The following is a 25,670-nucleotide window of genomic DNA, read 5'->3' as shown; positions in this document are numbered from 1 at the left end:
GGAGACACCCATGACCATCCAGATCGGCGACCGCATTCCCGACGCGACCCTGACCACCATGACCGCCGACGGCCCCAAGCCGGTCACGACCAGCGAGCTGTTTGCGGGCAAGACCGTGGCCCTGTTCGCCGTCCCCGGCGCCTTCACCCCGACCTGCTCGGCGCGTCACCTGCCGGGCTATGTCGATAATCGCGCCGACCTGGCCGCCAAGGGCGTGGACACTGTCGCCTGCCTCTCGGTCAACGACGCCTTCGTCATGGGCGCCTGGGCCAAGGCCAACGACCTGAACGGCGCCGACGACGTGGTCATGCTGGCTGACGGCAACGGCGACTTCACCCGCGCGGTCGGCCTGGCGCTGGACGCCAAGGGTTTCGGCATGGGCGAGCGCTCGCAGCGCTACTCGATGCTGGTCAAGGACGGCGTGGTCGATCAACTGAACATCGAACAGGGCGGCGAGTTCAAGGTGTCCTCGGCCGAGCACCTGCTGGCCCAGCTCTGATGCTGACCGTCATGGTCTGATCCATGACGGACGTCTTCACCCCGGAGAAACGCAGCGCGGTCATGCGCCGGGTGAAGGGGCGCGACACCGCGCCCGAATGGAAGGTCCGGCGGATGCTGCGCGCCGCCGGGATCGGCTACCGTCTGGGCGGCTGCGGCCTGCCTGGACGGCCCGACGTGGTGATGAAGGGGCGCAAGGTCGCCCTCTTTGTCCACGGCTGTTTCTGGCACGGCCACGACTGCCCGCGCGGGGCGCGACAGCCCCAGGCCAACGCCGCCTACTGGATCGCCAAGATCGACCGCAACCGGGCGCGTGACGCGCGGGCCGCGGCGGAGCTGACCGCCGGGGGATGGCGGGTGCTGACGGTCTGGGAATGCCAGTTGCGCCAGCCAGGCTTCGCTGAGGCCCTGGCGACCGAGGTGCGAGAAGACTAGGCGGCCGCGCTTTCGGCGGCGTTGGCCGCGGCGTTCAGCACCTGGGACAGGGCGCCCAGCAGGGCGCCGGGCGTCAGCGGCTTGGAGACGAAGTAGTTCATCCCGGCGGCGGTGCAGGCGGCGATGTCCTCAGGCGCTGTGTCGGCAGTGACGGCGATGACCGGAACGGCGGCGTTCAGCCCGCCGCCGGCGCGCAGCCGCCGCGTGGTCTCGCGTCCGTCCAGTTCGGGCATACGCACATCCATGAAGACGACGTCGAACGGAGTCCGCGCGCAGGCCTCCAGCGCGGCCAGGCCGTCCTCGGCCATGGCGATCTCGCAGTCCATGGACTGAAGGATCAACTGGATGGCGCGGCGGTTGATGGCGTGGTCGTCGACGACCAGGACGCGCAAGGGGGCCTCGGCGAGGGTCTCCTCGGACGGCGCCGGCTCGACGACCGTCGCCGTCTCCGCTGGCGGCGCCTTGGCGGGCGCGGGGGCGGGCGCAGTCGCGGCGGCCGGGGCCGTTGCAACGGGCCGGCTCAGCGGGCGGACGATGGTGGTGCGCGCCTCGGGCGCCAGGGCCGAGGGCGTGGCGTCCAGTGCGGCGCCGCGCGGCAGGATCAGGGACAGGGTGAAGATCGAGCCCTGGCCGGGGGTGCTTCGCACGGTCAGGCGGCCACCCATCAGCTCGATCAGGTCCCGGCTGATGCTCAGGCCCAGACCCGAGCCGCCGAAGCGGGCGGCCACGCCCTCGGCGGTCTGATCGAAGGCGTTGAACAGCCGACCCAACTGGGCCTGCGTCATCCCGGCGCCGGTGTCCTCGATGTCGATGAGCAGGACATGGGCGCCGTGTTCGTCGGGCCAGGCGTTCAGACGCAGGGTGATGGCGCCCGCGTCGGTGAACTTCATGGCGTTGGAGATCAGGTTGTTCAGCACCTGGCGCAGGCGCATGGCGTCGCCGCGCACCATCTGCGGCAGGGTGCGGGCCCCCTCCATGCGCAGGCGCAGACCCTTGGCGCGGACGGGGCCGGCCCATAGGCGCGCCGTCTGCGACAGCAGCAGGCGCAGGTCGAAGTCGCGGCTGTCCACGCTCATCCGTCCAGCGTCCAGCCGCGCGTGGTCCAGCAGGTCGTCGAGCAGGGCCTTCATCATCAGGCCGGCGTCGGTGATCAGGGCCACCTGCTGACGGGCGGACCCGGACTTGTCGCCGCGATCCAGATCGTCGGCGCCGGTCAGGATAGCGCTGATCGGGGTGCGCAGGTCATGGGCGACGGCGGCCAGGAAGGCGCCCCGGCTGGCCATGACGGTTTCGGCCTCGGCGCGCTTGCGGTCCGCCTCGATACGGGCGGCGGTCTCGGCGCGATTGGCGCGGGACAGGTGCTTGCGCGTGTTCAGGCAGAAGACGGTGTAAGACAGGATGGCGATCGCTGTGGCGGTGACGATGTGCGGCGCGGCGCCCATCTGGGCCATGAACAGCGGGGTCAGGGCGAAGATCGACAACTGGGGCAGGACGGTGCAGGCGAAGATTCGCATCGACCCGGCCGACATGATGACTGAGTTGATCATGCCCGCGGACAGAAGGACCGAGGCGGCGACGCCGCCCATGGCCCCGCCCACGGTCCACAGCGGCACGGCCATGACGCCGAAGAAGCCGGCGTTCAGCATCAACACCAGATCGCCGTAAAGGCCGCGCCAACCCGTCGGCTCCGTCACCCTGCCCGCGACGACGGGGGCGAAGACCTCCGCCTCCAGAAACTGGATCAAGGTGTAGATCACCAGCCAGGTCGCGCTGAAGCGCCAGCCCAGCATGGGGCTGAACACAAGGGCGGTCGCCACCCCCATGACGATGCGTTGCAGCATCGCCTTGCGGCGTTGACGAATGGCGGGCGCCCAGATGGTCGAGGCGGCGTCGGCGGCGGGTTGCGTCATGCGACTTTCCGAGCAGGCGATTTCGCCTATCGGGTCAATGATGCAGCGGCTTGCCCTAATGCTCCGTCAACGACCGGCGCCGACCGCGTCGGAAAGATGGGCGAAGCCTTCGGCGCGCAGACGGGCGGCCAGATCGCGCTTGACGGCGCCGATCAGGCCGGGGCCGTCATAGATGAGGGCCGAATAGATCTGCACCGCCGTGGCGCCCGCGCGGATGCGCGCCCAGGCGTCAGCCCCGCTTTCGATCCCGCCCACCGCGATCAGCGGCAGACGCCCGGCGGCGGCCTCAGCGGCGGCTTCCAGGGCCTTCTGGGCGAAGGGCTTGAGCGGCGCGCCCGACAGGCCGCCGGCCTCGCCCGCAAAGCCGGATTTCAGCGTGGCGGGGCGCTCCAGCGTGGTGTTGGACACGATCAGGGCGTCGATGCCGTGCGCCAGCGAGGCCTCGACGATCATGCCGATCTCTTCGCCGATCAGGTCGGGCGCGATCTTCAGAAACACCGGCGCGCCGTCGGCGGGACGGGCCTCGTTGATCCGCCCCAGCAGGTCGTCCAGCGCCTCGCGCCCCTGCAGCGCGCGCAGACCGGGCGTGTTGGGCGAGGAGATGTTGATGGTGAAGTAGTCGGCCAGACCCGCCAGTCGTTTCAGGCCTGCGACATAGTCGGCCGCCTTGTCCTCGGTGTCCTTGTTGGCCCCCAGGTTGGCGCCGATGGGGGTGCGCTTCGGACGGTGGGACAGCCGCGCGGCGAAGGGCTCCAGCCCCTCATTGTTGAAGCCCATGCGGTTGATGACGGCGCGGTCTTCGGACAGGCGGAACAGGCGGGGCTTGGGGTTGCCTGGTTGAGCGCGAGGCGTGACCGAGCCGCATTCCACGGCGCCGAAGCCCAGGCGTGAAAGCCCGTGCAGCGCCTCGCCGTTCTTGTCGAGCCCTGCGGCCAGACCGACCGGGTTGGACATTTCCAGCCCGGCGATGCGGGTCTTCAGGATGGGATCATCGGCGCGGGCCGCCGGCAGGGGCGTGACCTGCAGGGCGCGAATGGCCAGACGGTGCGCCGTCTCGGGGTCCATCTGGCGCAGGATGACGGCGCCGAGGTCGGTCAGGCTCATGGGTTTTCGCTCAGGATCATCTCGCCGTCGGCGCTGACCGTCAGGGCGCGCACGCTTCGCGTCGCCGCGACCGGCAGGGGGCCGTAGATATGGGGGAAGAGGGCGCCGCCGCGCGACGGCTCCCAGACCAGGGCCTCGCCCAGCGCTGTCAGATCGACCTCGACCAGCATCAGGTCGCTCTGGCCCGCATAGTGTTTGGCGGCGGTCACGGCCAGCTGATCGGCGGCGGACAGGTGGATATAGCCGTCGGCGTGGTCGACCGGCGAGCCGTCATAGGCGCCCTCGGCCAGGGTCGCCCGCCAGTCGGCGCGGCTCAGGATCTTGAAGGCGGTGGTCGGCAGGTCGGTCATTTGGCGAGATCGTGCGGCGTCAGCCAGCCTTCGTAGGAGGGGCGTCCGGCGACATCGACAGTGAAGATGGCCGCCGCCCCGGTGGGAAAACCGCCGCTCATCTTGTCCATGACGCCGGGCGAGGCGGCGCTCTCGATCAGATATTCGACCGCCAGCTGGTGCACGCCGGGATTGTGCGCCACCAGCAGCAGACAGCCCGCCGTATCCTCGGCGGCCTCGACCGCACGGCGCAGGGTGTCGGACGAGGCGTTGTAGAGGGCGGGCGACAGATGCACCTCGACGTCGCCCATGGCCTCGCTGACCGCGTCCCAGGTCTGATGCGTGCGCCGGGCGCTGGACACCAGGGCCGTGTCGGGACGCAGGCCGCGTTCGGCCAGGGCCCGGCCCATGGCCAGGGCGTCGGCGCGGCCGTGTTTGGACAGGGGGCGGTCGATGTCGCCGCCGGTGGCGCTTTTCTCGGCCTGGGCGTGACGCATGATGATCAGTCGCTGCATGGGCTCGCCTTAAGGCCGTTTGCGCTCGCCGACCAGTGCATGAGCGGGCGGCCCATGGTCGCGCGAGGCGGGCGAGGGTGTCAGCGCCGGGCGTCCCGCCAGCACCGTCTGGGCCAGACCCTGCGGGCGTACCCGCGCATAGGATTGCCGCGTAGCCTCCAGCATGATCAGGCCCGCCGCCCCCGGCAGCATCCAGCGGCCCATCTGCTCGATCCCGTCAGCCATGGGCAGCAAGGGCCGCCACGGCGGGACATAGAGGGCTTGCGACCAGGCGGCGGGCTCCAGGCCCACCTCGCGCACCAGCCGCTCCAGTTGGCCGCGGGTAAAGGGGCGGCCGTGGCCGAAGGGGGTGGTTTCGGCCCGCGCCCACATGCCGCCGCGCGCCGCCGTGGCCAGGATGATGCGCCCGGCGGGGGCCAGGGCCCGCACCGCCTCGGTCAGCAGGGCGCGGGGATCATCGGCCTCCTCCAGGGCGTGAACCAGCAGGATGCGGTCGAAGGTTCCGGCGGCGAAGGGCAGGCGTTGCTCATCGACGAGCAGGGTGCGATTGCGGCCCCCCGCCGTCCACGGCTCGGCGCCCTGTCCGCCCGGCATGGCGGCGATGACGCGGCGGGCGCCGACAAAGCCGTCCAGCCAGGGCGTGGCGTAGCCCAGCCCCAGGACGTCGCAGCCGTTGGCCTCGCCCCAGGCGTCTTCCAGCCGTCGCGCCAGCATGCGCCGCACCAGCGCGCCGGTCGGCTCGCCGTAGAAGGTGCGAAGATCGTCGATGCTGCGGCGCATTTCTCTCACTCACGCTCTATTCGCTGCGCTCATCGCTCCGTGGGGGGGCGAAGGGTCGCCGACGCCCGGTCGGGCTTTGGGCAGCGGGGTCGAGCTTGGTTCTCTCGCGCCACTATAGTCCCCAGATGGCCTTGGCTGCTAGGATGCCTCCATGACCCTGACCGTGCGCCAGTTCGCCTGCCTGTCCGACAACTACGGCTTCCTGATCCGCGACGAGGCGACCGGGATGGTCGCCACCGTCGACACGCCGGACGCCGAGGCCGTTCTGGCCGAGATCGAGGCGTCGGGCTGGGGCCGGTTGGACCTGATCCTCAACACCCACTGGCACCCCGACCATACCGGCGGCAATGAACGCCTGAAGGCCGAGACCGGCTGCGAGATCATCGGCCCGGAAGAAGTCCGCCGCGCGGCGCCGCTCGATCGCGTCGTGGTCGATGGTGATGTGGTGCGGTTGGGCGAGACAGCCTTCGACGTGGTGCTCTTGCCCGGCCACACCCTGGGCCATGTAATCTATCGGTCGGTCGAGGACGATCTGGCCTTCGTCGGCGACGTCATCTTCGCCCTGGGCTGCGGACGCCTGTTCGAGGGCTCGCCCGAACAGATGTGGGACAGTCTCGGCCGCATCGCCGCCTGGCCCGAGACGACCACCCTCTACTGCGCCCACGAATATACGGCCTCGAACGCCCGCTTCGCCCTCAGCCTGGACGACCGGCCCGAGATGAAGGCCCACGCCGAGGCTATCTTCGCCGCCCGTGAGCGGGGGCAGCCGACCGTGCCGACCACGGTCGCGGCCGAGCGCCGCTTCAACCCCTTCCTGCGCGCCGCCGACGCCGCCGACTTCGCCGCCCGCCGCGCGGCCAAGAACGGGTTCAGGGGCTAGTTCTTCGCCTTGCGGTCGATCAGGACGGCCTGCTGCCAGCGGCTAGGCGCCTTGTCGGTGCGGTGGATGCAGCCGGCCCAGCAGCAGGGGCGCTTCTGGCCTTCCCGCAGTTCCTCAGTCGTGCGTTCGATGCGGCGCTGGCGCGTCTTGGGCTGCTTGGCGTCCTCGACCCAGCAGATGAACTCGTTGCGGCCCAGCGGCGTCAGCGCCTTCCACAGGGCAAAAACCTCGGGGTCCGCCCGCAAGGCCGCTTGAAGTTCGGCGTCCGCTTCATGGACCACGCCATGCGGAAAATCGCTGGCCATGAAGCCTCCAGATGCAGACGGTGGCTGGAGCTTGTTCGCGAAGCGGCCGAATGTCCATCACCGGCTGTGGGGTGCAGTTCGGCAATGGGGGGAAAGCCGGCTTTGCCATATGTAGCTTGGTTGCATGACTGAAGACGATTTCCGCCGTTACGAAAAGCTCGTCACCGAGGCTGGCTTCGACGTGAAAACGAGTCGCTACGACGTCGACCATTTCGGAAACTGGATGATCGTGGTGGGCCGAATGGATCTACCGCAACAGCGGATCGTATGGGATGGCAAGGACCGCACGCTGACCGTCGAGACCGCCGCGAGTAATGGGTGGTTCCCGAAGTGGTTCGGGCCAGAGCACGCATCAGGCGCCGCGCTCGCGAGCCTTTCATCTCATGTTTCTCAAGAATGGCTATCGCAGATGGAGCGGGAGCGTCTGGAAGGATGGGCGACCTTTTATCTGCAGCAGGTCCTCTCCATCGCCGTCGGTCTTTGGGAGGAAGGCCGCTACGCTGAATATGTCCAAATGCTTTCGCCCCACAGAGAGCGACTATCGCCAGCACAACTGAAGCGTCTTGATCTCGCGAAAAGGCGCGCCGCCGACGGCTAACGCCGACAAGCGGAAGATTGTAGATTCCCCCATGGGTCGAAAACAGACTTTCATGGGGTCCGCTCTCAAGCGCGGAGTCAGTCCTGCGGGATCACCGCGCGGATGACACGGGCGGACGAGGGTCGGCCGGCGATGCCGCGCTGGGGGTCGACCACGACGCGCAGGTCGCCCTGGGAATAGCTGACCGAGGCGCGGCTGCCCTCGACCACGGTGATGCTGCGCAGCCGGTCCAGGAAGGGCCGGGCGCTGGGCGAGCGGGCGATGCGGACCACAGCGTCGGTGGTGACGATCAGGGCCTCGATGCACAGGGCCTCGGACTGGTCGCCCGAGACGTTGATGCGCACCAGCCGGCCCATGGCCTCGCTGACCAGACCGCTGCGGCGGGTCATCAGGTTGAACATCTGCACGGGGCCGAGGCTGGTCGGCTCCAGGCTGACCGCGGGGCCGGCGGGGGAGACGGGCGAGCCGCCCGGGTTGCGCGTCGTATAGAGGGTGATGCCGCCGCTGGGGGTGACGCGCAGCACCTGTTCGCCGGCGTCGTTGCGATAGATGGTGTCGCCGCGCGGCGCCGAGGAGGGACGCAGGGCCCAGGTCTCGGTCGAGCGGTCGAACCGCAGCAGGGTCAGGGACCCGGCGCGGTCCAGCACAAAGCCCTGGCCGGCCTCGGAGACATAGCGGGCCGGAGGCGGCAGGGTGCGCGTCACCGACTGATCGCGGATCGAACGGCTCTGCTCGGCCTGGGCGTTGGAGCGCAACTGGGCCGCCGCCGGGGTGGCCGCCAGACCCGCCGTCAGGCAGGCGGTCAGGGTCATCAGGGCGGCGAGGTCCAGGCGCAGGCCCGCGACCGTCCGGGCGGGGTGCGCCGGGACGGCGAAGCGTGGCGGATTCTCCGCTGCAACCTCGACCGTGGCCATCATGAAAGCAGTGGTGGAACGCCCGAACGGCGGATTTTAGGCAAAGCGGATTTAGCCAACCAGGTACTGGCCGCCGTTCAGCGACAGGGTGCAGCCTGTGACATATCCAGCACGCTCGCCTGAAAGCCAGGACACCATGTCGGCGATCTCCTCGCCTTTTCCGAGCCGTCCGACCGGAATCTGGGCCACGATGCTGTCCAGAACCTTCTGATCCATGGCCCCGACCATCTCGGTGTCGATATAGCCGGGGGCGATGCAGTTGACGGTGACGCCCTTGCGCGCGTTCTCCAGGGCCAGGGCCTTGGTGAAGCCGATCATCCCGGCCTTGGCGGCGGAATAGTTGGCCTGACCGATCTGGCCCTTCTGGCCGTTGATCGAGGAGATGTTGACGATGCGGCCAAAGCCCCGGTCGCGCATGCCGTTGATCACCTGGCGCGTCATGTTGAAGACGCTGTCCATGTTGACGCGAATGACGTCGGACCACTGGTCGTGGCTCATCTTGTGGAAGAAGCCGTCGCGGGTGATGCCGGCGTTGTTCACCAGGGTGTCGATGGGGCCCAGTTCGGCCTCGACTTCCCGCACCGCCCGTTCGCAGTCCTCGAACGATCCGACATTGCCCTTGATGACCATGACGCCCAGCTCGCGCGCGGTCGCCGCCGCCGCTTCGTCATTGCCGGAATAGCCGGCGGCGACGGCCATGCCGTCTTCCCTCAACCGCTGGACAATCGCCTTGCCGATACCCCGGGTTCCCCCCGTCACCAGAGCCACTCGCGCCATGATCCGCTCCCCATTTTGGACGACGCCGCATCAACGTCGTCCTACCCTCGGCAACCAGCCTTAGCTTGGCAAGGGGCGTGGGAGAAGACGCCGTTACGCGGCTTGGTCAATCTGGGCCATGTCGATGACGAAGCGATAACGGACGTCGGATTTCTCCATTCGCGCATAGGCCTCGTTGATCTGATGCGGGGCGATGGTCTCGATGTCGCAGACGATGCCGTGGGCGGCGCAGAAATCCAGCATCTCCTGGGTCTCACGGATGCCGCCGATCAGGCTGCCGGCCACGCTGCGACGACGCCACAGCAGGGGCATGGCGAAGACCGGCAGACCCTCGGTGGTCAGGCCCAGCATGACCATGGTCCCGTCGCGCGCCAGCAGGTTCAGGTGGTTGGCGATCTCATGCGTGGCGGAAACCGTGTTGATGATCAGGTCGAACTGCTCGGCCGCCGCCGACATGGCGGCCTCGTCGGAGTTGATCAGGAAGTGCCGGGCGCCCATGCGTTCGGCGTCGGCGCGCTTGCGGTCCGAGGTCGACAGGACGGTGACTTCCGCCCCCATGGCCACGGCCAGCTTCACGGCCATGTGACCCAGTCCGCCCAGACCCACGACCGCCACCTTGGACCCCGGACCCACCTTCCAGTGACGCAGCGGGCTGTAGGTGGTGACGCCGGCGCACAGCAGGGGCGCGGCGGCGTCCAGCGGCAGGCTGTCGGGAATGGACAGGACATAGTTCTGATCGACCGTGATCCGGTCGGAATAGCCGCCTTGGGTTATGGTCTGGCCGACCGCCTCGCCCTTGGGATCGCGCGAGCCATAGGTCTGGGTCATGCCGGGGACGCAGTATTGCTCCTCGCCCGCCTGACAGGAGGCGCAGGTGCGGCAACTGTCGACCATGCAGCCGACGCCGACGCGGTCGCCGACCTTGAAGCGGGCGACATTGGCGCCGACGGCGGTGACGATCCCGGCGATCTCGTGGCCCGGCACGATGGGATAGCGGGTGCCGCCCAGGTCGTTGTGGACGACGTGCAGGTCGGAATGGCAGACGCCGCAGTACTTGATCTCGATGGCCACATCGTCCGGTCCCGGATCGCGGCGATCAAAGCTGTAGGGCGTCAGGGGCTGGTCGGCGGCGGTGGCGGCGAAGGCGCGCGTGGCGATCGGCATGGGACGGTCCTTGAAGCTGGGCGGTAAGGCGCGCCGCAAATGGGACGCGCCCCGCGTCGCCGCAAGACGACCCGGCCGCTATTTCAGTTTCGCGATCAGCGCCTGAGCCGCTGCGGGGTTCCGCACCTTGGCCCCGGAAATGAAGTAGGCGAAGACGTCGCCGCGCTTGGCCCAGTCGCGCGCCTGCTTGGCCACGGCGTCCAGTTCGTCTGAGGTCATGCCCGTCGGTTCATCCTCGCGGCTGGACATCAGGCGGGCGTAGGAGAAGTCGGCGGTGGCCTCGTCGATCTGGGGCCAGGTCGGGGACTCGTCGTCGACGGCATAGACGATGGCCGCGCCGTATTGGCGCGCCAGGTCATAGAATTCCTGACAGGCGAAGGTCGGGTTGCGGACCTCAAGCGCGTGACGCAGCCGCACGCCGTCCTTTTCCCTGGGCAGCAGTTTCAGGAAGCCCTCGAAGTCCTCGGCGTCGAACTTCTTGGTGCCCATGAACTGCCAGTTGATGGGCCCCAGCTTGTCGCCCAGCAGGGTCAGTCCTTGCGACAGGAAGCGGTCGAAGCTCTCGCCGCCCTCCGACAGGACCTTGCGGTTGGTGCAGAACCGGCTGGCCTTGATCGCAAAGACGAAGTCGTCGGGCGTCTCGTCGCGCCACTTCATCCAGCTGTCGGGCTTGAAGGTCGAGTAATAGGTGCCGTTGATCTCGATCGAGGTCAGCGCCCGGCTGGCGAACTCCAGCTCGCGCTTCTGCGTCAGGCCCTCGGGATAGAAGACCCCCCGCCACGGCTCAAAGGTCCAGCCGCCGACGCCGATATGGATGGAACCTGTCATGGCTGAGCCTCCTGCGTCCCTCTTGATCGCAGAAATCGCGCTGTCCCGCCACGGAAAGCGGACCCGTCGAATGTCGGCTCAGGGGGGGTAGCGGACCTTACAACCGCGCGATCTACGAGCGGGCGGGACGTGGCCTTCAACCGCCTTCCTCAACGGCTACCCGTCGCGGCCCGCGAGTGCGCTGGTGCACTCGGCCCATTGACGGGCCTGTTCGTCCGTCAGCATGACGGGGAAGGTGGTCGGCATTGACCCGCCTTCCATCGTGTAAGCGACGTCAAGCTGGCCTTCAGTAGACAACCGGGTCATGGCGTTCAGCGTCTCGTCGCCGGTGAAGTCGTAGACGAAGAGCCGGAAGTTCGGGTCGTCGGCCTCAAAATTCGCCCGTTGCTCCGACAAATTTGTACGGTAGCCGTTGACCACGTAAGCGTTTGCCGGCGGCCGCCAGCCGCCATTCTCCACGGCCAGGACGCCAAGCTTCATCCCGATGAAAACTCGGCTCTGATCCGGCCAGTTGTAAAAGGTGAAGCTCCCTGACACCGCAACCGGCTGACCGCGGAAGTACGCCGTGTCCACCACGTAGACATCGAAGCTTGCCTCACAGGCGAAGTGGATGCCGTCTCTGAACTTCGGACTGACGACGACAGACTCGGTCTGGGCCTGGGTATGAAGCGCGAGGATCGCTAGGGCAGTCGCAAGCATGTTGGTCCTGTCAGTGGGGGCCGCTAGCAGCTTCCCCTTTAAACTGTTCGAGTCGCCTACACTTGCGAAGATAGCCTCCTTTCCGCAGCGTGGACAATGTGATGCCAGCGCGGATGGCGGGCGGGTCGAAAACCGTCGTTGTCTCGCGCGCCGATTAGCCGTCGTTGATCGTCCTTCACCGCCGAGGCAGCCGAAGGCTGGCGGCGCAGTGGCGCAACGCCGCAGCCGGGTCTATAGCGCCGCCGTCGTGGGAGTGTTGTGCGCGTGCCGGAACTGACGCCTGAAATCATCGCCCTTCTGGGCCTGGCGTCGGTCATCGCCGGATTCATCGACGCCATCGCGGGCGGCGGGGGTCTGATCTCTCTGCCGGCTCTGTTGTCGGTGGGATTGAACCCGGTCGCCGCCATCGCCACCAACAAGGTGCAGGGCAGCGTCGGCACGGCCAGCGCCCTGTGGAACTTCTGGCGCAAGGGGCGTGTGGATTTCCGCCTGATTCGCTGGCCTCTGGCCCTGGTCGGCGTGGGGGCGGGGCTGGGCGCCGTGGCCGTGACCCTGGTGGATTCGCGCTGGCTGATGATCCTGCTGCCGGTCCTGCTGATCGGCATTGCGCTGTATTTCCTGCTCGGACCCAAGGCCTCGGACGAGGACGCCCACGCGCGCCTGACGCCGCTGGCCTATGCCTTTGTCGCGGGCGGGATCGGTTTTTACGACGGCTTCTTCGGCCCCGGCACGGGCTCCTTCTTCGCCCTCAGCCTGGTCATGCTGCTGGGCATGGGGCTGACGCGGGCCACGGCCCATACCAAGGCGCTGAACCTGATGAGCAATGTCGTCGGCATCGTGGTGCTGGCGGCGGGCGGTCACGTGGTCTGGACGCTGGCGGGCATCATGGCCGTGGGTCAGTTCGTCGGCGGGCGGCTGGGCTCGCACGCCGCCATGCGCTTCGGGCCGCGCCTGATCCGACCCCTGCTGGTGGTCATTTCGCTGGGCATCACGGCGCGGCTGCTGTCTGACCCGGCCAATCCCCTGCGGGTCATGGCGGCGGGCTGGTTCAGCTAGATCGGCCTAGTTGGGCGTCAGCATCGCCAGGGCGGTCAGCAGGTCGCGGGCGGTGACGGGCTTGGCCAGATGCAGATCGGCGCCGGCCTCGCGGGCGGCGTCGCGGTGCTCGGCCATGGCGTTGGCGCTCAGCATCAGGATCGGCGTGCGCGGGGGCGTCGCGCGCGCGGCCTCCAGCGCACGAATGGCCCGCGTGGCCGTCAGACCGTCCATGCCGGGCATCTGCATGTCCATCAGCACCACGTCGAAGGCCTGGGTTTCACAGGCGGCGACGGCCTGGGCCCCGTCATCGACGATGACCAGTTCGGCCACATGGTCGGCCAGGATCAGTTGCACCACGCGCTGGTTGACGGGGTGATCCTCGGCCAGCAGCACGCGCAGGCGGCGCGACAGGCCGGGTCCCGCCGCGGCGGGCTCTCGCGCGTCATAGGCCTGAAGGCTTTCGGCGCGGGGCAGGGGCAGGACGACGCTGAACCGGCTGCCGAGGCCGGGCGTGGAGGCGCCCTCGATGCGCCCGCCCATCATCTCGGTCAGGGAGCGGCAGATCGACAGGCCCAGGCCGGTGCCGCCAAAACGGCGCGTGATGCTGGTGTCGGCCTGGCTGAAGCGCTGGAACAGCTGGGCGGCATGGTCGGCGTCAAAGCCGACGCCGGTGTCCTCGATCACGAACGACAGCAGCGTCGGGGCGCCGTCGTCCTCGCTCAAGCTGAAGCGGACGCTGACCGAGCCCTCGGCGGTGAACTTGACGGCGTTGGACAGGAGGTTGCCCAGGATCTGGCTGATGCGGACGCTGTCGCCGATGAAGACGCCGCGCACATGGGGCGGGCGATGGACCTGGAAGCTCAGGCCCTTGTCCTCGGCCTTCATCCTCAGGGTGTCCAGGGTGGCGGCCAGGGCCTCGTCCAGATCGAAGGGGCGCAGCTCCAGCGTCAGCTTGCCGGCCTCGATGCGCGACACGTCCAGCATGTCCGAGACCAGCCGCTCCAGCGTCACGCCGGAGGTGGCGATCAGCCCCACCATCTCGGCCTGCTCCGGCGACAGGGGCGTGCGCGACAGGGCGTCGACGATGCCGATGACCCCGTTCAGGGGCGTTCGGATCTCGTGGCTCATATTGGCCAGGAAGTCGGACTTGGCGCGGTTGGCGGCCTCGGCGGCGGCCTTGGCGTCGATCAGGGCCTGTTGCGCGGCGATCTTGGCGGTGACGTCGCGGGCGACGGCGTAGATGCGGTCGCCGAACTTCTGGGCCCGCCATTCCAGGGTGACGTAGTGGCCGTCACGGTGACGATAGCGGTTCACATGACCCCGGACCGGGGCGTCGGGACCGCGCATCTCGACCTCGGCCACGCTGTCGCGTGTTGCGGGCAGGTCGTCGGGGTGAACCAGGGTCAGGATGGCCAGACCGATCAGGTCCTCGGGCTCATAGCCCAGGATGGACGCCCAGGAGGCGCTGGCCCGGACGATGATCCCTTCCAGATCGCGAATGACCAGCAGGTCCAGCGATACGTCGAAGAAGGTGGCCAGATCGGCCGCAGCGTCGCGCGCCAGCTGCGGCTTTCCCGTCAGGGATAGGGCGGCGGCCGGCGGCAGGGGCATGGGTGATCCTTGGGCTACAGATCGCCACGCTTAAACTGCGCCGGTTAAGGCAGCCTTGCCGCTGTGTGACAGCGGGCCGCCGCCGGACCGGTTCAGTAGGCGAAGTCGCGATAGATGCGGCTGACGTCGCCCTGCCACTCGCCGTGATACAGCTCCAGCAGGCGGTCGGCCGGGGTCACGCCGCTGTCGGCGATGTCTTCCAGCTCCGACAGATAGCCGCGCTCGTCGACCATGCCGCCCGAGAAGCGGGCGCGGTTCTTCAGGCCGTGCTTGGCGATCTCGACCAGATCGACGGCGATGTCGCGCACGCTGCGGCCCGCCACCTCGGCCTTGAGGCCCAGGCGGGTGACGTCGCGGCGCAGGCGCTCGTGGTCGGCGATGTCCCAGTCCTTGCACAGGTCCCAGGCGGCGGCCAGCGACGGCGCGTCGTACAGGATGCCGGCCCACAGGGCGGGCAGGGCGCAGATGCGGCTCCACGGACCGCCGTCGGCGCCGCGCATCTCCAGATACTGTTTCAGGCGCACTTCGGGGAAGAGGGTGGTCAGGTGGTCGGCCCAGTCCTTGGCCGTGGCGCGCTCGCCGGGCAGGGCGTCCAGACCCTCGGTCATGAATTTGCGGAACGACTGGCCCGACAGGTCGACATAGGTCTCGCCGCGCTTGGCGAAATACATGGGGGTGTCCAGCGCATAGTCGGCGTAGCGCTCGTAGCCGAAGCCGTCGGCGAAGACGAAGTCCAGCATGCCGGTGCGGTCGGGATCGGTGTCGGTCCAGACATTGGCGCGGGCCGACAGGAAGCCGTTGGGCTTGCCCTCGGTGAAGGGCGAACAGGCGAACAGGGCCGTGGCGATGGGCTGAAGCGCCAGCGAGGTGCGGAACTTCATGATCATGTCGGCTTCTGAATCGAAGTCGAGATTGGCCTGGATGGTGCAGGTGCGCAGCATCATGTCGAGGCCCAGCGAGCCCTTCTTGGGCATGTAGGCGCGCATGATGCCGTAACGGCCCTTGGGCATGACCGGCACGTCCTCGCGCCGCCACAGGGGGTCGAAACCGGCGCCGAGGAAGCCGAGGTTCAACTGGTCGGCGACCTGCTTGACCTCCATCAGGTGCTGGCCGGTCTCCGAACAGATGTCGTGGATGGTCTGCAGCGGCGCGCCCGACAGCTCGAACTGACCGCCCGGCTCCAGGCTGATCGAGGCGGTGAAGCCCTCGGCGTTCTTGCGCTCCAGGGCGATGACGTGGCCGGCTTCCTCCACCGGCGACCAGCCGAAGCGTTGCAGCCCGGTCAGCATGGCCAGGATGCCGTTCTCGCCCTCATAGGCGGGGCGGCGCAGGGTGGACTTGTCGAAGCCGAACTTCTCGTGCTCGGCGCCGATGCGCCACTGGTCCTTGGGCTTCTCGCCCTTCGACATGGCGTGGATCAGGTCGTCTCTGGAAAGCGGCGCCGTGTCGGTCATCTGTAACCCCTGCTGTCGCGGCTAGATGGGCGAGGATACGGCCCCGCTCAAGAGGGGAGGCGAGAAACTTCTATCGCTCCCAGTCGCCGATGGCGGCCTGCCACAGGGTCATGGCGGCGATGGCGGCGGTGTCGGCGCGCAGGATGCGCGGGCCCAGAGAGACGGCGGTGGTGAAGGGCAGGCTGCGCAGCCGCTCGCCTTCCTCCGGCGAAAAGCCGCCCTCGGGGCCGATCAGGATGGCCCACTTGCCCCCGCCCGCCGCCGTCAGGGCCGAGACGGCGGGCGCCCCGCCGGTCTCGTCGCAGAACATCAGGCGGCGCGAGGCGTCCCAGCCGTCCAGCAGGGCGTCCAGCTTGACCGGATCATCGACCAGGGGCACGTCCAGCCGCCCGGTCTGCTCGGCGGCCTCCTCGGCGATGGCGTCCAGACGATCGAGGCGCAGGCGGTCGGCGTTGGTCCGGTGGGTCAGGGCCAGTCGCACGCGCGCGGCGCCCAGTTCGGTGGCCTTCTCGACGATGGTTTCGATCCGCGCCTTCTTCACCACGGCGACGATCAGTTCCAGATCGGGGCCGTGGGTCTGTTCGCGCACCTGTTCCTCGGCGCGCAGGACGACGCCCTTCTTCAGCACCTCGGCCACGCTGACGCGCCATTCGCCGTGACGGCCGTTGAAGGCCAGCAGGTCGTCGCCCGCCTTCAGCCGCATCACCTGGGTCAGGTAGCGCGACTGGTCGAGGGTCGGAGCGACGGCGAGGCCGGGGGCGAGGTCGCCCTGAACGTGCAAACGGATCATGTCAGGGATTTAGCGGGCGCGCGGGCCGCCGTCATCCCGGACTGATGCGCCAATCCGTCTTGCTGTCTGATGCGATCCTATCCACATATCGATGGTATCGATATGGAGTGCGCGAATTGCTGCGAGCGTTTGAGCGTCGAGCGGGGCCCTTTGCGGCGGTCGCCGTGGCTGTGATTGTTTCCATCGGGACCTATGCGCAACTTGCTCTGCCCTACCCCCGAGGAGGGCCTTGGCCAGCAGGGTGCTATTTCGGGGATGCCCTCATCGTCTTCATTCGATGCGACGCTAGCGTGCCCGGATTTATCGAGCCGGTTCTGACCTGGAGCTGGTACCTGACCTGGGGGTGGTTCTGGCTGGTGGCCTTCTTTGTCCCGCTTGCGCCCTACCTGGGCCTGCCGGTGCTGGGGGTATGGATCACCACGCTGGTCATTGCGGCCCGCTGGGTCTGGCGAAAACGCCCGTGGCGCCCTCGCGGGGATGAGCGGGAAATATAACGCAGCTATCTTCTATGTCAGCCGGTCGCGCTGGGCGGGCCAGACGGGGGGCAGGTCGGTCCAGCCCTGGGCGTGGCGCAGTTCGCGTTCCAGCATCCGACTCATGGCGTCCAGCGGCAGGTCGTTGGGATCGTCGCCGAAGGGATCTTCCAGTTCGTCGCCCAGAGCGTCGAGCCCGAAGAAGGTGTAGGCGACCAGCAGGGACACCGCCATCGTCCACCACCCCAGCGCGGGGGCCAGGGCGAAGGGCAGCATCAGGCAGAAGGCATGGGCCGTGCGGTGCAGCAGAAGCGCATAGGCGAAGGGCAGGGGCGTGGTCTTGATTCGCTCGCACCCGGCCAGAACATGGCTCATCTCGGTCAGCCGCAACTCCAGCACCGAATAGCGGATCGGGTCGATCAGGCCGTCGCGCAGCAGTTCGGCGCACTGGCGGCCCACCGAAGTCAGGGCGGCGTCGGTGGCGTGGGGCGCGGGCTCGACCGAGGTCCAGCGGGCGATCTCGCCAGCCTCGTCGCGGCCCCGCAGGCGGGCGGCCAGGCCGAAGACGAAGCCGCCGACGCCATCCAGCATGGGCGTGCGGCGCTCAGCCGGCAGCAGGGTCGTCTGGCGGACGAAGGAGCGGACGGCGATGATCAACTCGCCCCACAGCTTTCGCGCCTCCCACCAGCGGTCATAGCAGGCGTTGTTGCGGAAGCTCATGAAGATCGACAGCGCCAGCCCGATCAGGGCGAAGGGCGCCGCCGCCAGATGCACCGGCAGGTCGGGCCGCGCCCGGTGCAGTAGAACCGCCGCCACGGTGATGACCACGGTCAGGGCCAGCCGCCCGACCACGCGCGGCAGGATGGACCCGTTGATGGCGAACAGAATTTCCAGCGGGCCGGGGCGGGAGCGGACGATCATGCGCCACCCCATACCGCCCCGGTGGTCTGTTTTACAGCGTGCGCGCGATCAGCAGCTTCATGATCTCGTTGGTGCCGCCGTAGATGCGCTGGACGCGGGCGTCCTTGTAGAGCTGGGCGATCGGGTACTCGTTCATGTAGCCGTAGCCGCCGAACAGCTGCAGCATCTCGTCGATGGTCTCGCCCTGGATGTCGGTGACCCAGTATTTGGCCATGGAGGCGGTGGCGGCGTCCAGCTGGCCCTTGAGGTGCAGGCCGATGCAGTGATCGACAAAGACCTTGGCGACGGTCAGTTTCGTTTTGACCTCGGCCAGCTTGAACTGGGTGTTCTGGAAGTCGATGACCCGCTTGCCGAAGGCCTTGCGCTGCTTGACGTAGTCCAGCGTCGCTTCCAGCCCGCGCTCGGCGGCGGCCACGCCCTGAACGGCGATGTTCAGGCGCTCCTGCGGCAGTTGCTGCATCAGCTGGACGAAGCCCAGGCCCTCAGCCCCGCCGATGGCGTTCTCCAGCGGAACCTTGACGTCGTTGAAGAAGAGCTCGGAGGTGTCGTTGGCCTCCATGCCGATCTTGTGCAGGTTGCGGCCGCGCTCGAAGCCCCCAATCGCTTGACCATTGGCGCCGTCGGTCTCGACCACGATCAGGGACGTGCCCTTGGCGCCCTCGGCCGGATCGGTCTTGGCGACGACGATGATGAAGTTGGCCAACTGGCCGTTGGTGATGAAGGTCTTGGAGCCGTTCAGGACATAGTGGTCGCCTTGCTTGACGGCGGTGGTCTTGACGCCTTGCAGGTCCGAACCGGCGCCCGGCTCGGTCATGGCGATGGCGCCGACCAGTTCGCCAGACGCCAGACGCGGCAGCCAGCGCGCCTTCTGCTCGGCCGTGCCGTAGTGCCAGATGTAGGGCATGACGATGGCGTTGTGCAGCGAGATGCCGAAGTGGTCCGCCCCCTTCCAGCCCAGCTGGCGCATCAGCACCACCTCATGGCGATAGTCGCCGCCGAAGCCGCCGTCTTCTTCCGGCAGGCTGAGGCCCAAGAGCCCTGCGTCCCCCGCGTCATTCCACAATTGGCGCGGCACCGAGGAGTTGGCGATCCACTGCTGGAACTTCTCGGGCGGCGCGTGCTCGTCGATCCATTTGCCGACGCTGTCGGAGAAGAGGGTGATCTCCTCGTCCTGCATGAAGTCGGGTTCGGGTGTGTTGAGCACGTTCATGGTTTTCCTCTCCTCCCCATCCCTGATGGGGAGGGGGACCGCGAAGCGGTGGAGGGGGCGACTCCGCCGCAAAGTGTTGGAGCGCGCCGATCTTGAACGTCGGCGTCGCCCCCTCCGTCACGGCGCTGCGCGCCGCGCCACCTCCCCATTCGCAAAGCGAACAGGGAGGAAAGACAAGATTAGAACGCCTCGGCGGGCATCTGCATCAGCACCTCGGCGCCGGTCTTCATCTTGACCAGGTGGGCGGCGGCGTCGGGCAGGATGCGCTCGACGAAGTAGCGGCCGGTCTGCAGCTTGGTCACATAGTAGGGGTCGGTGTCGCCGGCGGCGATCTTGGCCTGGGCCGACTTGGCCATCTGCGCCCACATATAGGCCAGGGCCGTCAGGCCGAAGATGTGCAGGTAGTCGGTCGAGGCGGCGCCGGCGTTGTCCGGGTTGGCCATGCCGTTCTGCATCAGCCACATGGTGCCGTCCTGCAGCTTCTTCTTGGTGTCGGCCAGACCGTCGACGAAGGGCTTGATGGCCTCGTCGTCGCCGTTCTCGGCCACGAAGGCGTCGATGTCGGCGAACCAGCTCATGATGGCGCGGCCGCCGTTGGACGGCAGCTTGCGGCCCACGAGATCGAGCGCCTGAATGCCGTTGGTGCCCTCATAGATCATGGTGATGCGCGCATCGCGCAGATACTGCGAGGCGGGGAAGTGCTCGGTGTAGCCCGAGCCGCCGTGGACCTGCATGGCCAGCGAGGCGACGTGGAAGCCCTTGTCGGTCAGATAGGCTTTCAGCACAGGCGTGATCAGGCCCATGTAGTCCTTGGCCTTGGTCGCCGTGGCCTCGTCCGAAGACTTCTGCAGGTCAGCTTGCAGAGCGGTCCACAGGATGAAGGCGCGGCCGCCTTCGACGAAGGCCTTCGATTCCAGCAGCATCCGGCGCACGTCGGGGTGGACCATGATGGGGTCGGCGGGGCCGTCCGGGTTCTTGGCGCCGGTCAGGGCGCGGCCTTGCAGGCGGTCGTTGGCGAACTCGACAGCAGCCTGATAGGCGGCGTCGCCGATGGCCAGGCCTTGCAGGCCGGTGCCGAGGCGGGCCTCGTTCATGACCACGAACATGTTGTTCATGCCCCGGCCTTCTTCGCCGATCAGCCAGCCCTTGGCGTTCTCATAGGCCATGACGCAGGTGGCGTTGCCGTGGATGCCCATCTTGTGTTCCAGGCCGGCGCATTGGACGCCGTTGCGCTCGCCGATGGAGCCGTCTTCGTTGACCAGAAACTTGGGCACCACGAAGAGCGACAGGCCCTTGATGCCCGGAACCGCGCCTTCGACGCGGGCCAGGACGGTGTGGATGATGTTGTCGGCGAAGTCGTGCTCGCCCGCCGAGATCCAGATCTTCTGGCCGGTGATGGAATAGGAGCCGTCGCCGTTGGGCACGGCCTTGGTGCGGACCATGCCCAGGTCGGTGCCGCACTGCGGCTCGGTCAGGTTCATGGTGCCGGTCCACTCGCCGGTCGCCATCTTGGGCAGGTACTTCTGCTTCAGTTCGTCCGAGGCCGAGGCTTCGATGCCGTGATAGGCGCCGCCCGTCAGGCCCGGATACATGGAAAACGCCGCCGAGGCCGCCGCCGTGAATTGGCCCACCGCCATGGAGACGATGGAGGGCAGACCCTGGCCGCCGTATTCCGTGCCGAAGGCCAGGCTGGTCCAGCCGGCCTCGACCATCTGATGATAGGCTTCCTTCCAGCCCTTGGGCGTGGTGACGACGTCGCCGTCGATGGTGCAGCCTTCCTGATCGCCGGCGCGATTGATCGGGGCGATGACCTCCTCGGCGAACTTGCCGCCTTCCTCGATGATCTGGTCGATCAGGTCGCGGGACAGGTCGGCGTCGGCGAAGTGGTTGGCGTAGCGTTCGACCTCCAGCACGTCGTGCAGGACGAAGGACAGGTCGCGGACAGGCGCCTTGTAGGCCATGGGATTACGCTCTCGCTTTGAAAGGCTGGAAGTGGGTGTCGGGGTTGAGCCGCTCGCTCAGCAGGTTGGCGTATTCGTCCGCCCCCGGCAGAAGGTCGGGGCGGTGTTCGCCCAGCTTGGACTCCATCCAGGCGCAGGCTTCCTCAGCCGTCTGGATGGCGCCCTCGATGTCTTCGAGCTGCTGTTTCAGCGCCTCGACCTGGGCGCGGTGACGGCGCAGGGCCACGGCCATCTGATGGACGTTGTGATCCTTGCGGTCATACAGATCCAGCATCTCCTGGATCTCCTGCAGGGTGAAGCCGATGCGGCGGCCCCTCAGGATCAGCTTCAGTCGGGCGCGGTCGCGGCTGTCATAGACCCGCGTCTGGCCCTTGCGGGCCGGGGTCAGCAGGCCCTTGTCCTCATAGAAGCGCAGGGCGCGCGCGGTCGCCCCGAACTCGCGGCACAGGTGCCGGATGGAATAGGTGCGGTGATCATCAGCGGTCGCCATGCGTCATCCATAACTTGACGCGGACGTAAAGGGAAGCTTCTCCACCGTCCCCTCGACAAGTTGTGAACAGCGGGGGTCGCAAACGCAAATCGGCCGCGGCGAGCTAGCGCCCGCCGCGGCCGATCCGGGGAGGAAACCTGTCGATGTCGCCTAGTGACGGCGGAACCAGAACACCGGCGCCGTGATGGCGATCAGGAAGAGGTTGGTCAGGGCCAGGCCGATATTCAGCTCCATGGCGTGCAGGATCAGCATGATGCTCTGCAAGGCCAGCAGGCCGACACTGGCGGTCAGCAGCAGAGGACGACCGATGCGCCATGACACCAGGGGGCTGAGCACCATCAGGGCCAGCACGATCTCGACCACGCCCAGACCGCGCACGAAGTTGGCGCTGGCCATGGCGGGCCAGTGCATCAGCACGGTCAGATTCTCCATCGACTCCGTCAGCTTGGCGTAGCCGGCGGCGACGAAGAACATCGCGATCCAGCCCTGGAAGGTCCACAGGGCCAGGTTCAGATAATCGGCTTTTGCGCGAGAGCGGGGGGTGAGGGTGGTGGAGGTCATGGCCGAAACCGGAGGGGTTTAATTGGTAACAGTGGCTATATCAGATCGTATCACCCGCATTCAAGGAACTGTAACAATCTGTGAAACGGGATAGGCGCGACCTGCGGCGGCGGCGTGGCTGAAACCACAATTCCCCGTAACCCGACGGTGATCGTCAAACGGCATTAGGCTGCGCGAAGCGGCCTGTCAACGCTCGATGACATCAGTTGATGACATGGGGCGCAAGTGTAACAAAATCCGTTCATCCCCGCGGAGGCGGGGACCCAGTTCTTTGGCCAAGGGCGTCACCTTGGATCATGGTTGTCGGTGGTGCGTGAAGCTCTCACTGGGTCGCCGCCTCCGCGGGGATGAGCGGGACGTGGCGGGCTATAAAGCCCAGGCGCTCCGGGCGGCGTCCAGACGGGCCAGTTTGGCGTGCAGGGGCGCCCAGTCGTCGCCCTGTTCGATGGCCGACCACAGGGCCTCGACCTCGTCGATCAGCATCTCCTCGGGCTCGGGCATGGCGAACATCGGGTGCTCCAGCCGCTCGGGCCGGTCGGGCTCATGCTCCAGCAGGGCGAAGCGGAAGGCGTCGAAAGCCTCGCCCTGATAGGTGGGGCCGCGCACCCCGCCCAGCGCCCGCGCGCCGGAGCTGAAGCCGCCGAACCAGTCGAAGAAGAGCGGCTCCCAGCGCAGGGCCTCGCCCTTGTCGCGCAGCAGGGCCAGGGTCGCGTCCAGCAGCCTCTGATCGGCGGCCTCGCTCAGGCTCTTGACCCCCAGCCGGTTGAGGAAGGCGGCGCGCAGATGGCGGATATAGGCGGGACCGAACCCGTTCAGCGCCTCGGTCAAGGCCGCGACCTGCGGCTCGGCGATCAGCTTCAGGCAGCCGGCGAGCTGGGTCAGGTTCCAGAACACGGCCTCGGGCTGGCGCGCGAAGGCGTACAGCCCCTCGCTGTCGAAATAGGCGGCGGTGAAGGCGGGGTCATAGTGGGGCAGGAAGCGCCACGGGCCGTAGTCGAAGCTCTCGCCTGTCACGTTCAGATTGTCGGTGTTCAGCACCCCATGGACGAAGCCGGCGGCGATCCATTTCGCCGTCAGCCGCGCCGAAGCCTCGACCACCGCGGCCAGGAAGCCGGGCGCGTCGCCTGGCGCGACCGAGGGGTGATAGAGGCTGCGGGCGTGCTCCAGCAGGACCTCCAACTGGTCCTTGCGCCCATGATAGGCGGCGCGCTGAAAGGTCCCGAAACGGATGTGGCTGTGCGACAGCCGCACCATGACGGCGGAACGGGTGGGCGAGGGCTCGTCGCCGCGCTCCAGCGCCTCTCCCGTCTCGATCAGCGACAGGATGCGGCAGGTCGGCACGCCCAAGCTTTCCAGCATGGCGGCGGCCAGCACCTCGCGCATCCCGCCCTTCAGGGTCAGCCGCCCGTCGCCGCGCCGCGACCACGGCGTCTGGCCGGAGCCTTTGGTGCCGAGGTCGAGAAGTCGAGCTGGAGGGGCGCTATCGCTCGCGACGCGGTCGCTCGCTGTTTGAGCGCCAACCTTTTCCCGCATCTGCGCCGCCAGGAAGCCGCGCCCGTCGCCGAGGTCGGGGTTGTAGGTGCGGAACTGATGGCCGTGATAGCGCATGGCGACCGGTCCGGGTTGGCCGGGCAGGGGATTGAAGCGGCCAAGGTGGCTCAGCCACTCGTCATCGCTCAGCGTCTCCAGCCCGACGGTGGCCGCCGCCCGGTCGTTGCGCACGCGCAGGAGGGTCTGGGGAAAGTCCGCCGCCTGCACCGGATCGCCGAACTCGGGGCCGAGGTCGATGAAGCGTGGATCGGGGCGATAGGCGGGGGAGACGGGCATGAAGCGGCAGATGCGCGCTCGCCGCCCGTTTCGCAACCGCAACATCAACGGCCAAGCCGGGGTTGAACCCTGGGGCGGCTCAGGTATTTTCGATGGCAGAGATCAGGTCCCGTCACGCGCGGGGCCAGGCTGGCGCTCAATCAGGAGCGAATCCGGTCAGGCGTCCGTCGATAACCTGACGCCACGACAGTCCTTTTGATTTCGGAGACCGCCGTGGCGAGAAAATCCACCCTCGAATTCCTCAAGACCGAAGCCGGATCGGGGGCCGCCCTCGGCCTCGCCGCCGTCGCCGCCCTGATCGTCGCCAACTCGCCCTGGGCTGGCGACTATTTCGGCTGGCTGAAGAGCGTCCACGTGCTTCAGGTCGGCCCGCTGCGGCTGGAAGAGACGATCTCGAACTGGATCAAGGAAGGCCTGATGGCGGTCTTCTTCCTCGTGGTCGGGCTGGAGATCAAATACGAGATCCTCAAGGGCGAACTGAGCAATCCCAAGAAGCTGGCCTTGCCGATCATCGCCGCCCTGGGCGGGATGGCGGTTCCGGGCTTTATCTATCTGATCGTCGCCCATCTGCTGGGCGGGCCGTCGCAGGGCTGGCCCATTCCCCTGGCCACCGACATCGCCTTCGCCCTGGCCGTCTTTGCGGTGGTGGGCAAGAAGCTGCCGTCGTCACTGCGCGTCTTCCTGTTGACCCTGGCCATCGTCGATGACCTCGGCGCCATCGCCCTGATCGCCGTCCTGTTCAGCCAGGGGGTGCAGTGGCTGCCGCTGCTGGGCGTGGCCGGTCTGCTCGCCGCCTTCGCCCTGCTGGGCCGTCGCCGTCTGGCCGGGCCCTTCTGGGTGCTGGGCTTTGGCGCGGTCTGGTATCTGACGGTGCTGTCGGGCCTGTCGACCTCGCTGACGGCGGTGGCCTTCGCCATGATCGTGCCGGTCGAGCCGCGCCGCGAGACCTCGCAAAGCCCGTTGAAGGAGGCGATGCACGACCTGCACCCCTACGTCGCCTTCCTGGTTCTGCCGCTGTTCGCCTTCGCCAAGGCGGGCGTGTCCTTCGCCGGACTGTCGCTGGAACAGGCGTTTGCGCCCCTGGTCATCGCCATCGCCCTGGGCCTCTTCATCGGCAAGCAGCTGGGCGTCTTCGGCGCCGCCTGGCTGGCCGCCAAGCTGAAGATCGGCGACAAGCCCTCGGGCGCCAGCTGGCTGCAACTCTATGGCGTCAGCCTGCTGTGCGGCATCGGCTTCACCATGAGCCTGTTCATCGGCGTCCTGGCCTTCCCCGGCGCGGTGGATTCACCCGAGCAGATCGAGGTCAAGCTGGGCGTGATCGGCGGTTCGGTGTTGTCAGCCCTGGCCGCAGCGGTGATTCTCAACCTCGCCGCGCGTCGTCAACAGCAGAGAGAAGATGAAACTTCTGTCAGGCTGTCTCAGTAAACAATGATAACATTGACCTAGCGGAACCGTTTTTTGTCGCTTTCCCGCCACATATAGAGCGGTGTTGGACGAAATCGCCGTTTTGGCGTCTCACGACTTCTTGTCGCTGTCTCAACCCTGGCTTACGCCTGTCGTTGGAGAATTCACGTCGTTCAATGAGCGTGGATCGACAG

At 67.5% G+C, this 25,670-nt stretch carries 27 protein-coding genes; 7 read left to right on the top strand and 20 right to left on the bottom strand.

The window, feature by feature from the left end:
• Window positions 1–10: 10 nt before the first annotated feature.
• Window positions 11–499 (top strand): peroxiredoxin, encoded by a 489-nt coding sequence (locus P0Y52_12190; protein WEK57296.1) that lies wholly within the window; start codon window positions 11–13, stop codon window positions 497–499.
• Window positions 500–522: 23 nt separating this feature from the next.
• Entirely contained in the window at window positions 523–933 is a 411-nt protein-coding gene (locus P0Y52_12185; protein ID WEK57295.1) for a very short patch repair endonuclease, read from the top strand.
• Here the strand turns inward: P0Y52_12185 and P0Y52_12180 are convergent.
• The 5 genes from P0Y52_12180 to P0Y52_12160 all read right to left on the bottom strand — a co-directional run bounded on the left by P0Y52_12180 (window position 930) and on the right by P0Y52_12160 (window position 5,571).
• Complete coding sequence (locus P0Y52_12180; protein ID WEK57294.1) at window positions 930–2,843, bottom strand: response regulator; 1,914 nt, start codon at window positions 2,841–2,843, stop codon at window positions 930–932. The two genes, P0Y52_12185 and P0Y52_12180, sit on opposite strands and share 4 nt — an antisense overlap.
• A 66-nt stretch (window positions 2,844–2,909) precedes the next feature.
• The gene (locus P0Y52_12175) at window positions 2,910–3,947 is read right to left on the bottom strand and encodes a quinone-dependent dihydroorotate dehydrogenase (protein ID WEK57293.1); all 1,038 of its coding nucleotides are present in this window, start codon (window positions 3,945–3,947) and stop codon (window positions 2,910–2,912) included.
• Window positions 3,944–4,297 (bottom strand): DUF952 domain-containing protein, encoded by a 354-nt coding sequence (locus P0Y52_12170; GenBank protein WEK57292.1) that lies wholly within the window; start codon window positions 4,295–4,297, stop codon window positions 3,944–3,946. Before P0Y52_12170 ends, P0Y52_12175 begins: the two co-directional genes overlap by 4 nt.
• A complete protein-coding gene (locus tag P0Y52_12165; GenBank protein WEK57291.1) occupies window positions 4,294–4,791 on the bottom strand; it encodes a histidine phosphatase family protein in 498 nt (165 codons plus the stop codon). The genes P0Y52_12170 and P0Y52_12165 overlap by 4 nt, the downstream gene beginning before the upstream one ends.
• Before the next feature lie 9 nt (window positions 4,792–4,800).
• Complete coding sequence (locus P0Y52_12160) at window positions 4,801–5,571, bottom strand: methyltransferase domain-containing protein (protein ID WEK57290.1); 771 nt, start codon at window positions 5,569–5,571, stop codon at window positions 4,801–4,803.
• A 151-nt stretch (window positions 5,572–5,722) separates the two neighbouring features.
• Between P0Y52_12160 and gloB the strand changes: the two genes are divergently transcribed.
• Window positions 5,723–6,451, top strand: a complete 729-nt coding sequence (gene gloB, locus P0Y52_12155) for a hydroxyacylglutathione hydrolase (GenBank protein ID WEK57289.1) — start codon at window positions 5,723–5,725, stop codon at window positions 6,449–6,451.
• On the opposite strand, the gene P0Y52_12150 is transcribed toward gloB, so the two are convergent.
• A complete protein-coding gene (locus P0Y52_12150; GenBank protein ID WEK57288.1) occupies window positions 6,448–6,756 on the bottom strand; it encodes a YdeI/OmpD-associated family protein in 309 nt (102 codons plus the stop codon). The genes gloB and P0Y52_12150 overlap by 4 nt on opposite strands.
• A gap of 124 nt (window positions 6,757–6,880) precedes the next feature.
• On the opposite strand from P0Y52_12150, the gene P0Y52_12145 reads away from it, so the two are divergent.
• Window positions 6,881–7,354, top strand: a complete 474-nt coding sequence (locus tag P0Y52_12145; protein WEK57287.1) for a hypothetical protein — start codon at window positions 6,881–6,883, stop codon at window positions 7,352–7,354.
• A gap of 77 nt (window positions 7,355–7,431) precedes the next feature.
• On the opposite strand, the gene P0Y52_12140 is transcribed toward P0Y52_12145, so the two are convergent.
• From P0Y52_12140 to P0Y52_12120, 5 genes are all read right to left on the bottom strand, one after another.
• On the bottom strand, window positions 7,432–8,271 hold the full coding sequence (locus P0Y52_12140; protein WEK57286.1) for a DUF4908 domain-containing protein: 840 nt from the start codon (window positions 8,269–8,271) through the stop codon (window positions 7,432–7,434).
• A gap of 48 nt (window positions 8,272–8,319) precedes the next feature.
• A complete protein-coding gene (gene phbB / locus P0Y52_12135) occupies window positions 8,320–9,045 on the bottom strand; it encodes an acetoacetyl-CoA reductase (protein WEK57285.1) in 726 nt (241 codons plus the stop codon).
• Window positions 9,046–9,138: 93 nt separating this feature from the next.
• On the bottom strand, window positions 9,139–10,209 hold the full coding sequence (locus P0Y52_12130) for an NAD(P)-dependent alcohol dehydrogenase (GenBank protein WEK57284.1): 1,071 nt from the start codon (window positions 10,207–10,209) through the stop codon (window positions 9,139–9,141).
• A 78-nt stretch (window positions 10,210–10,287) separates the two neighbouring features.
• Window positions 10,288–11,037, bottom strand: a complete 750-nt coding sequence (locus P0Y52_12125; GenBank protein ID WEK57283.1) for a DUF72 domain-containing protein — start codon at window positions 11,035–11,037, stop codon at window positions 10,288–10,290.
• Between the two features lie 156 nt (window positions 11,038–11,193).
• Window positions 11,194–11,736, bottom strand: a complete 543-nt coding sequence (locus P0Y52_12120; GenBank protein ID WEK57282.1) for a hypothetical protein — start codon at window positions 11,734–11,736, stop codon at window positions 11,194–11,196.
• A gap of 264 nt (window positions 11,737–12,000) precedes the next feature.
• Between P0Y52_12120 and P0Y52_12115 the strand changes: the two genes are divergently transcribed.
• Window positions 12,001–12,792, top strand: coding sequence for a TSUP family transporter (locus P0Y52_12115; protein WEK57281.1), 792 nt, complete (start codon window positions 12,001–12,003; stop codon window positions 12,790–12,792).
• Window positions 12,793–12,798: 6 nt separating this feature from the next.
• Here P0Y52_12115 and P0Y52_12110 read toward each other — a convergent pair whose 3' ends face one another.
• The 3 genes from P0Y52_12110 to P0Y52_12100 all read right to left on the bottom strand — a co-directional run bounded on the left by P0Y52_12110 (window position 12,799) and on the right by P0Y52_12100 (window position 16,629).
• Complete coding sequence (locus P0Y52_12110) at window positions 12,799–14,385, bottom strand: ATP-binding protein (GenBank protein ID WEK57280.1); 1,587 nt, start codon at window positions 14,383–14,385, stop codon at window positions 12,799–12,801.
• A gap of 92 nt (window positions 14,386–14,477) precedes the next feature.
• Entirely contained in the window at window positions 14,478–15,839 is a 1,362-nt protein-coding gene (locus P0Y52_12105; protein ID WEK57279.1) for a glutamate--cysteine ligase, read from the bottom strand.
• 70 nt (window positions 15,840–15,909) lie between these two features.
• A complete protein-coding gene (locus P0Y52_12100; protein WEK57278.1) occupies window positions 15,910–16,629 on the bottom strand; it encodes a 16S rRNA (uracil(1498)-N(3))-methyltransferase in 720 nt (239 codons plus the stop codon).
• Between the two features lie 290 nt (window positions 16,630–16,919).
• Between P0Y52_12100 and P0Y52_12095 the strand changes: the two genes are divergently transcribed.
• Window positions 16,920–17,123, top strand: a complete 204-nt coding sequence (locus tag P0Y52_12095) for a hypothetical protein (GenBank protein WEK57277.1) — start codon at window positions 16,920–16,922, stop codon at window positions 17,121–17,123.
• 12 nt (window positions 17,124–17,135) lie between these two features.
• Here P0Y52_12095 and P0Y52_12090 read toward each other — a convergent pair whose 3' ends face one another.
• The 6 genes from P0Y52_12090 to P0Y52_12065 form a co-directional block, all read right to left on the bottom strand.
• A complete protein-coding gene (locus tag P0Y52_12090; GenBank protein WEK57276.1) occupies window positions 17,136–18,023 on the bottom strand; it encodes a bestrophin family protein in 888 nt (295 codons plus the stop codon).
• A 31-nt stretch (window positions 18,024–18,054) separates the two neighbouring features.
• Complete coding sequence (locus tag P0Y52_12085) at window positions 18,055–19,233, bottom strand: acyl-CoA dehydrogenase family protein (GenBank protein ID WEK57275.1); 1,179 nt, start codon at window positions 19,231–19,233, stop codon at window positions 18,055–18,057.
• 179 nt (window positions 19,234–19,412) lie between these two features.
• A complete protein-coding gene (locus P0Y52_12080; GenBank protein WEK57274.1) occupies window positions 19,413–21,194 on the bottom strand; it encodes an acyl-CoA dehydrogenase C-terminal domain-containing protein in 1,782 nt (593 codons plus the stop codon).
• A gap of 4 nt (window positions 21,195–21,198) precedes the next feature.
• Complete coding sequence (locus tag P0Y52_12075; protein ID WEK57273.1) at window positions 21,199–21,684, bottom strand: MerR family DNA-binding transcriptional regulator; 486 nt, start codon at window positions 21,682–21,684, stop codon at window positions 21,199–21,201.
• Window positions 21,685–21,834: 150 nt separating this feature from the next.
• On the bottom strand, window positions 21,835–22,245 hold the full coding sequence (locus P0Y52_12070; protein WEK57272.1) for a DoxX family protein: 411 nt from the start codon (window positions 22,243–22,245) through the stop codon (window positions 21,835–21,837).
• A gap of 366 nt (window positions 22,246–22,611) precedes the next feature.
• On the bottom strand, window positions 22,612–24,072 hold the full coding sequence (locus P0Y52_12065) for a YdiU family protein (protein ID WEK57271.1): 1,461 nt from the start codon (window positions 24,070–24,072) through the stop codon (window positions 22,612–22,614).
• Between the two features lie 213 nt (window positions 24,073–24,285).
• Between P0Y52_12065 and nhaA the strand changes: the two genes are divergently transcribed.
• The gene (gene nhaA / locus P0Y52_12060) at window positions 24,286–25,497 is read left to right on the top strand and encodes a Na+/H+ antiporter NhaA (GenBank protein ID WEK57270.1); all 1,212 of its coding nucleotides are present in this window, start codon (window positions 24,286–24,288) and stop codon (window positions 25,495–25,497) included.
• Window positions 25,498–25,670: the final 173 nt, after the last annotated feature.

The organism is Candidatus Brevundimonas phytovorans (genome assembly GCA_029203145.1).
GTDB lineage: Bacteria > Pseudomonadota > Alphaproteobacteria > Caulobacterales > Caulobacteraceae > Brevundimonas > Brevundimonas phytovorans.
The sequence above is the reverse complement of the archived record's forward strand: the minus strand, read 5'-3'. Positions and strand labels throughout refer to the sequence as shown.

Coding starts and splice junctions, on each gene's coding strand:
- P0Y52_12165 (WEK57291.1), bottom strand. CDS start 4,791: ATGCAGCGACTGATCATCATGCGTCACGCCCAGGCCGAGAAAAGCGCC.
- P0Y52_12175 (WEK57293.1), bottom strand. CDS start 3,947: ATGAGCCTGACCGACCTCGGCGCCGTCATCCTGCGCCAGATGGACCCC.
- P0Y52_12170 (WEK57292.1), bottom strand. CDS start 4,297: ATGACCGACCTGCCGACCACCGCCTTCAAGATCCTGAGCCGCGCCGAC.
- P0Y52_12180 (WEK57294.1), bottom strand. CDS start 2,843: ATGACGCAACCCGCCGCCGACGCCGCCTCGACCATCTGGGCGCCCGCC.
- P0Y52_12075 (WEK57273.1), bottom strand. CDS start 21,684: ATGGCGACCGCTGATGATCACCGCACCTATTCCATCCGGCACCTGTGC.
- P0Y52_12100 (WEK57278.1), bottom strand. CDS start 16,629: ATGATCCGTTTGCACGTTCAGGGCGACCTCGCCCCCGGCCTCGCCGTC.
- P0Y52_12185 (WEK57295.1), top strand. CDS start 523: ATGACGGACGTCTTCACCCCGGAGAAACGCAGCGCGGTCATGCGCCGG.
- P0Y52_12085 (WEK57275.1), bottom strand. CDS start 19,233: ATGAACGTGCTCAACACACCCGAACCCGACTTCATGCAGGACGAGGAG.
- P0Y52_12105 (WEK57279.1), bottom strand. CDS start 15,839: ATGACCGACACGGCGCCGCTTTCCAGAGACGACCTGATCCACGCCATG.
- P0Y52_12090 (WEK57276.1), bottom strand. CDS start 18,023: ATGATCGTCCGCTCCCGCCCCGGCCCGCTGGAAATTCTGTTCGCCATC.
- P0Y52_12190 (WEK57296.1), top strand. CDS start 11: ATGACCATCCAGATCGGCGACCGCATTCCCGACGCGACCCTGACCACC.
- P0Y52_12150 (WEK57288.1), bottom strand. CDS start 6,756: ATGGCCAGCGATTTTCCGCATGGCGTGGTCCATGAAGCGGACGCCGAA.
- phbB (WEK57285.1), bottom strand. CDS start 9,045: ATGGCGCGAGTGGCTCTGGTGACGGGGGGAACCCGGGGTATCGGCAAG.
- P0Y52_12140 (WEK57286.1), bottom strand. CDS start 8,271: ATGATGGCCACGGTCGAGGTTGCAGCGGAGAATCCGCCACGCTTCGCC.
- P0Y52_12145 (WEK57287.1), top strand. CDS start 6,881: ATGACTGAAGACGATTTCCGCCGTTACGAAAAGCTCGTCACCGAGGCT.
- P0Y52_12080 (WEK57274.1), bottom strand. CDS start 21,194: ATGGCCTACAAGGCGCCTGTCCGCGACCTGTCCTTCGTCCTGCACGAC.
- P0Y52_12110 (WEK57280.1), bottom strand. CDS start 14,385: ATGCCCCTGCCGCCGGCCGCCGCCCTATCCCTGACGGGAAAGCCGCAG.
- P0Y52_12065 (WEK57271.1), bottom strand. CDS start 24,072: ATGCCCGTCTCCCCCGCCTATCGCCCCGATCCACGCTTCATCGACCTC.
- P0Y52_12125 (WEK57283.1), bottom strand. CDS start 11,037: ATGACAGGTTCCATCCATATCGGCGTCGGCGGCTGGACCTTTGAGCCG.
- P0Y52_12160 (WEK57290.1), bottom strand. CDS start 5,571: ATGCGCCGCAGCATCGACGATCTTCGCACCTTCTACGGCGAGCCGACC.
- gloB (WEK57289.1), top strand. CDS start 5,723: ATGACCCTGACCGTGCGCCAGTTCGCCTGCCTGTCCGACAACTACGGC.
- P0Y52_12130 (WEK57284.1), bottom strand. CDS start 10,209: ATGCCGATCGCCACGCGCGCCTTCGCCGCCACCGCCGCCGACCAGCCC.
- P0Y52_12120 (WEK57282.1), bottom strand. CDS start 11,736: ATGCTTGCGACTGCCCTAGCGATCCTCGCGCTTCATACCCAGGCCCAG.
- P0Y52_12070 (WEK57272.1), bottom strand. CDS start 22,245: ATGACCTCCACCACCCTCACCCCCCGCTCTCGCGCAAAAGCCGATTAT.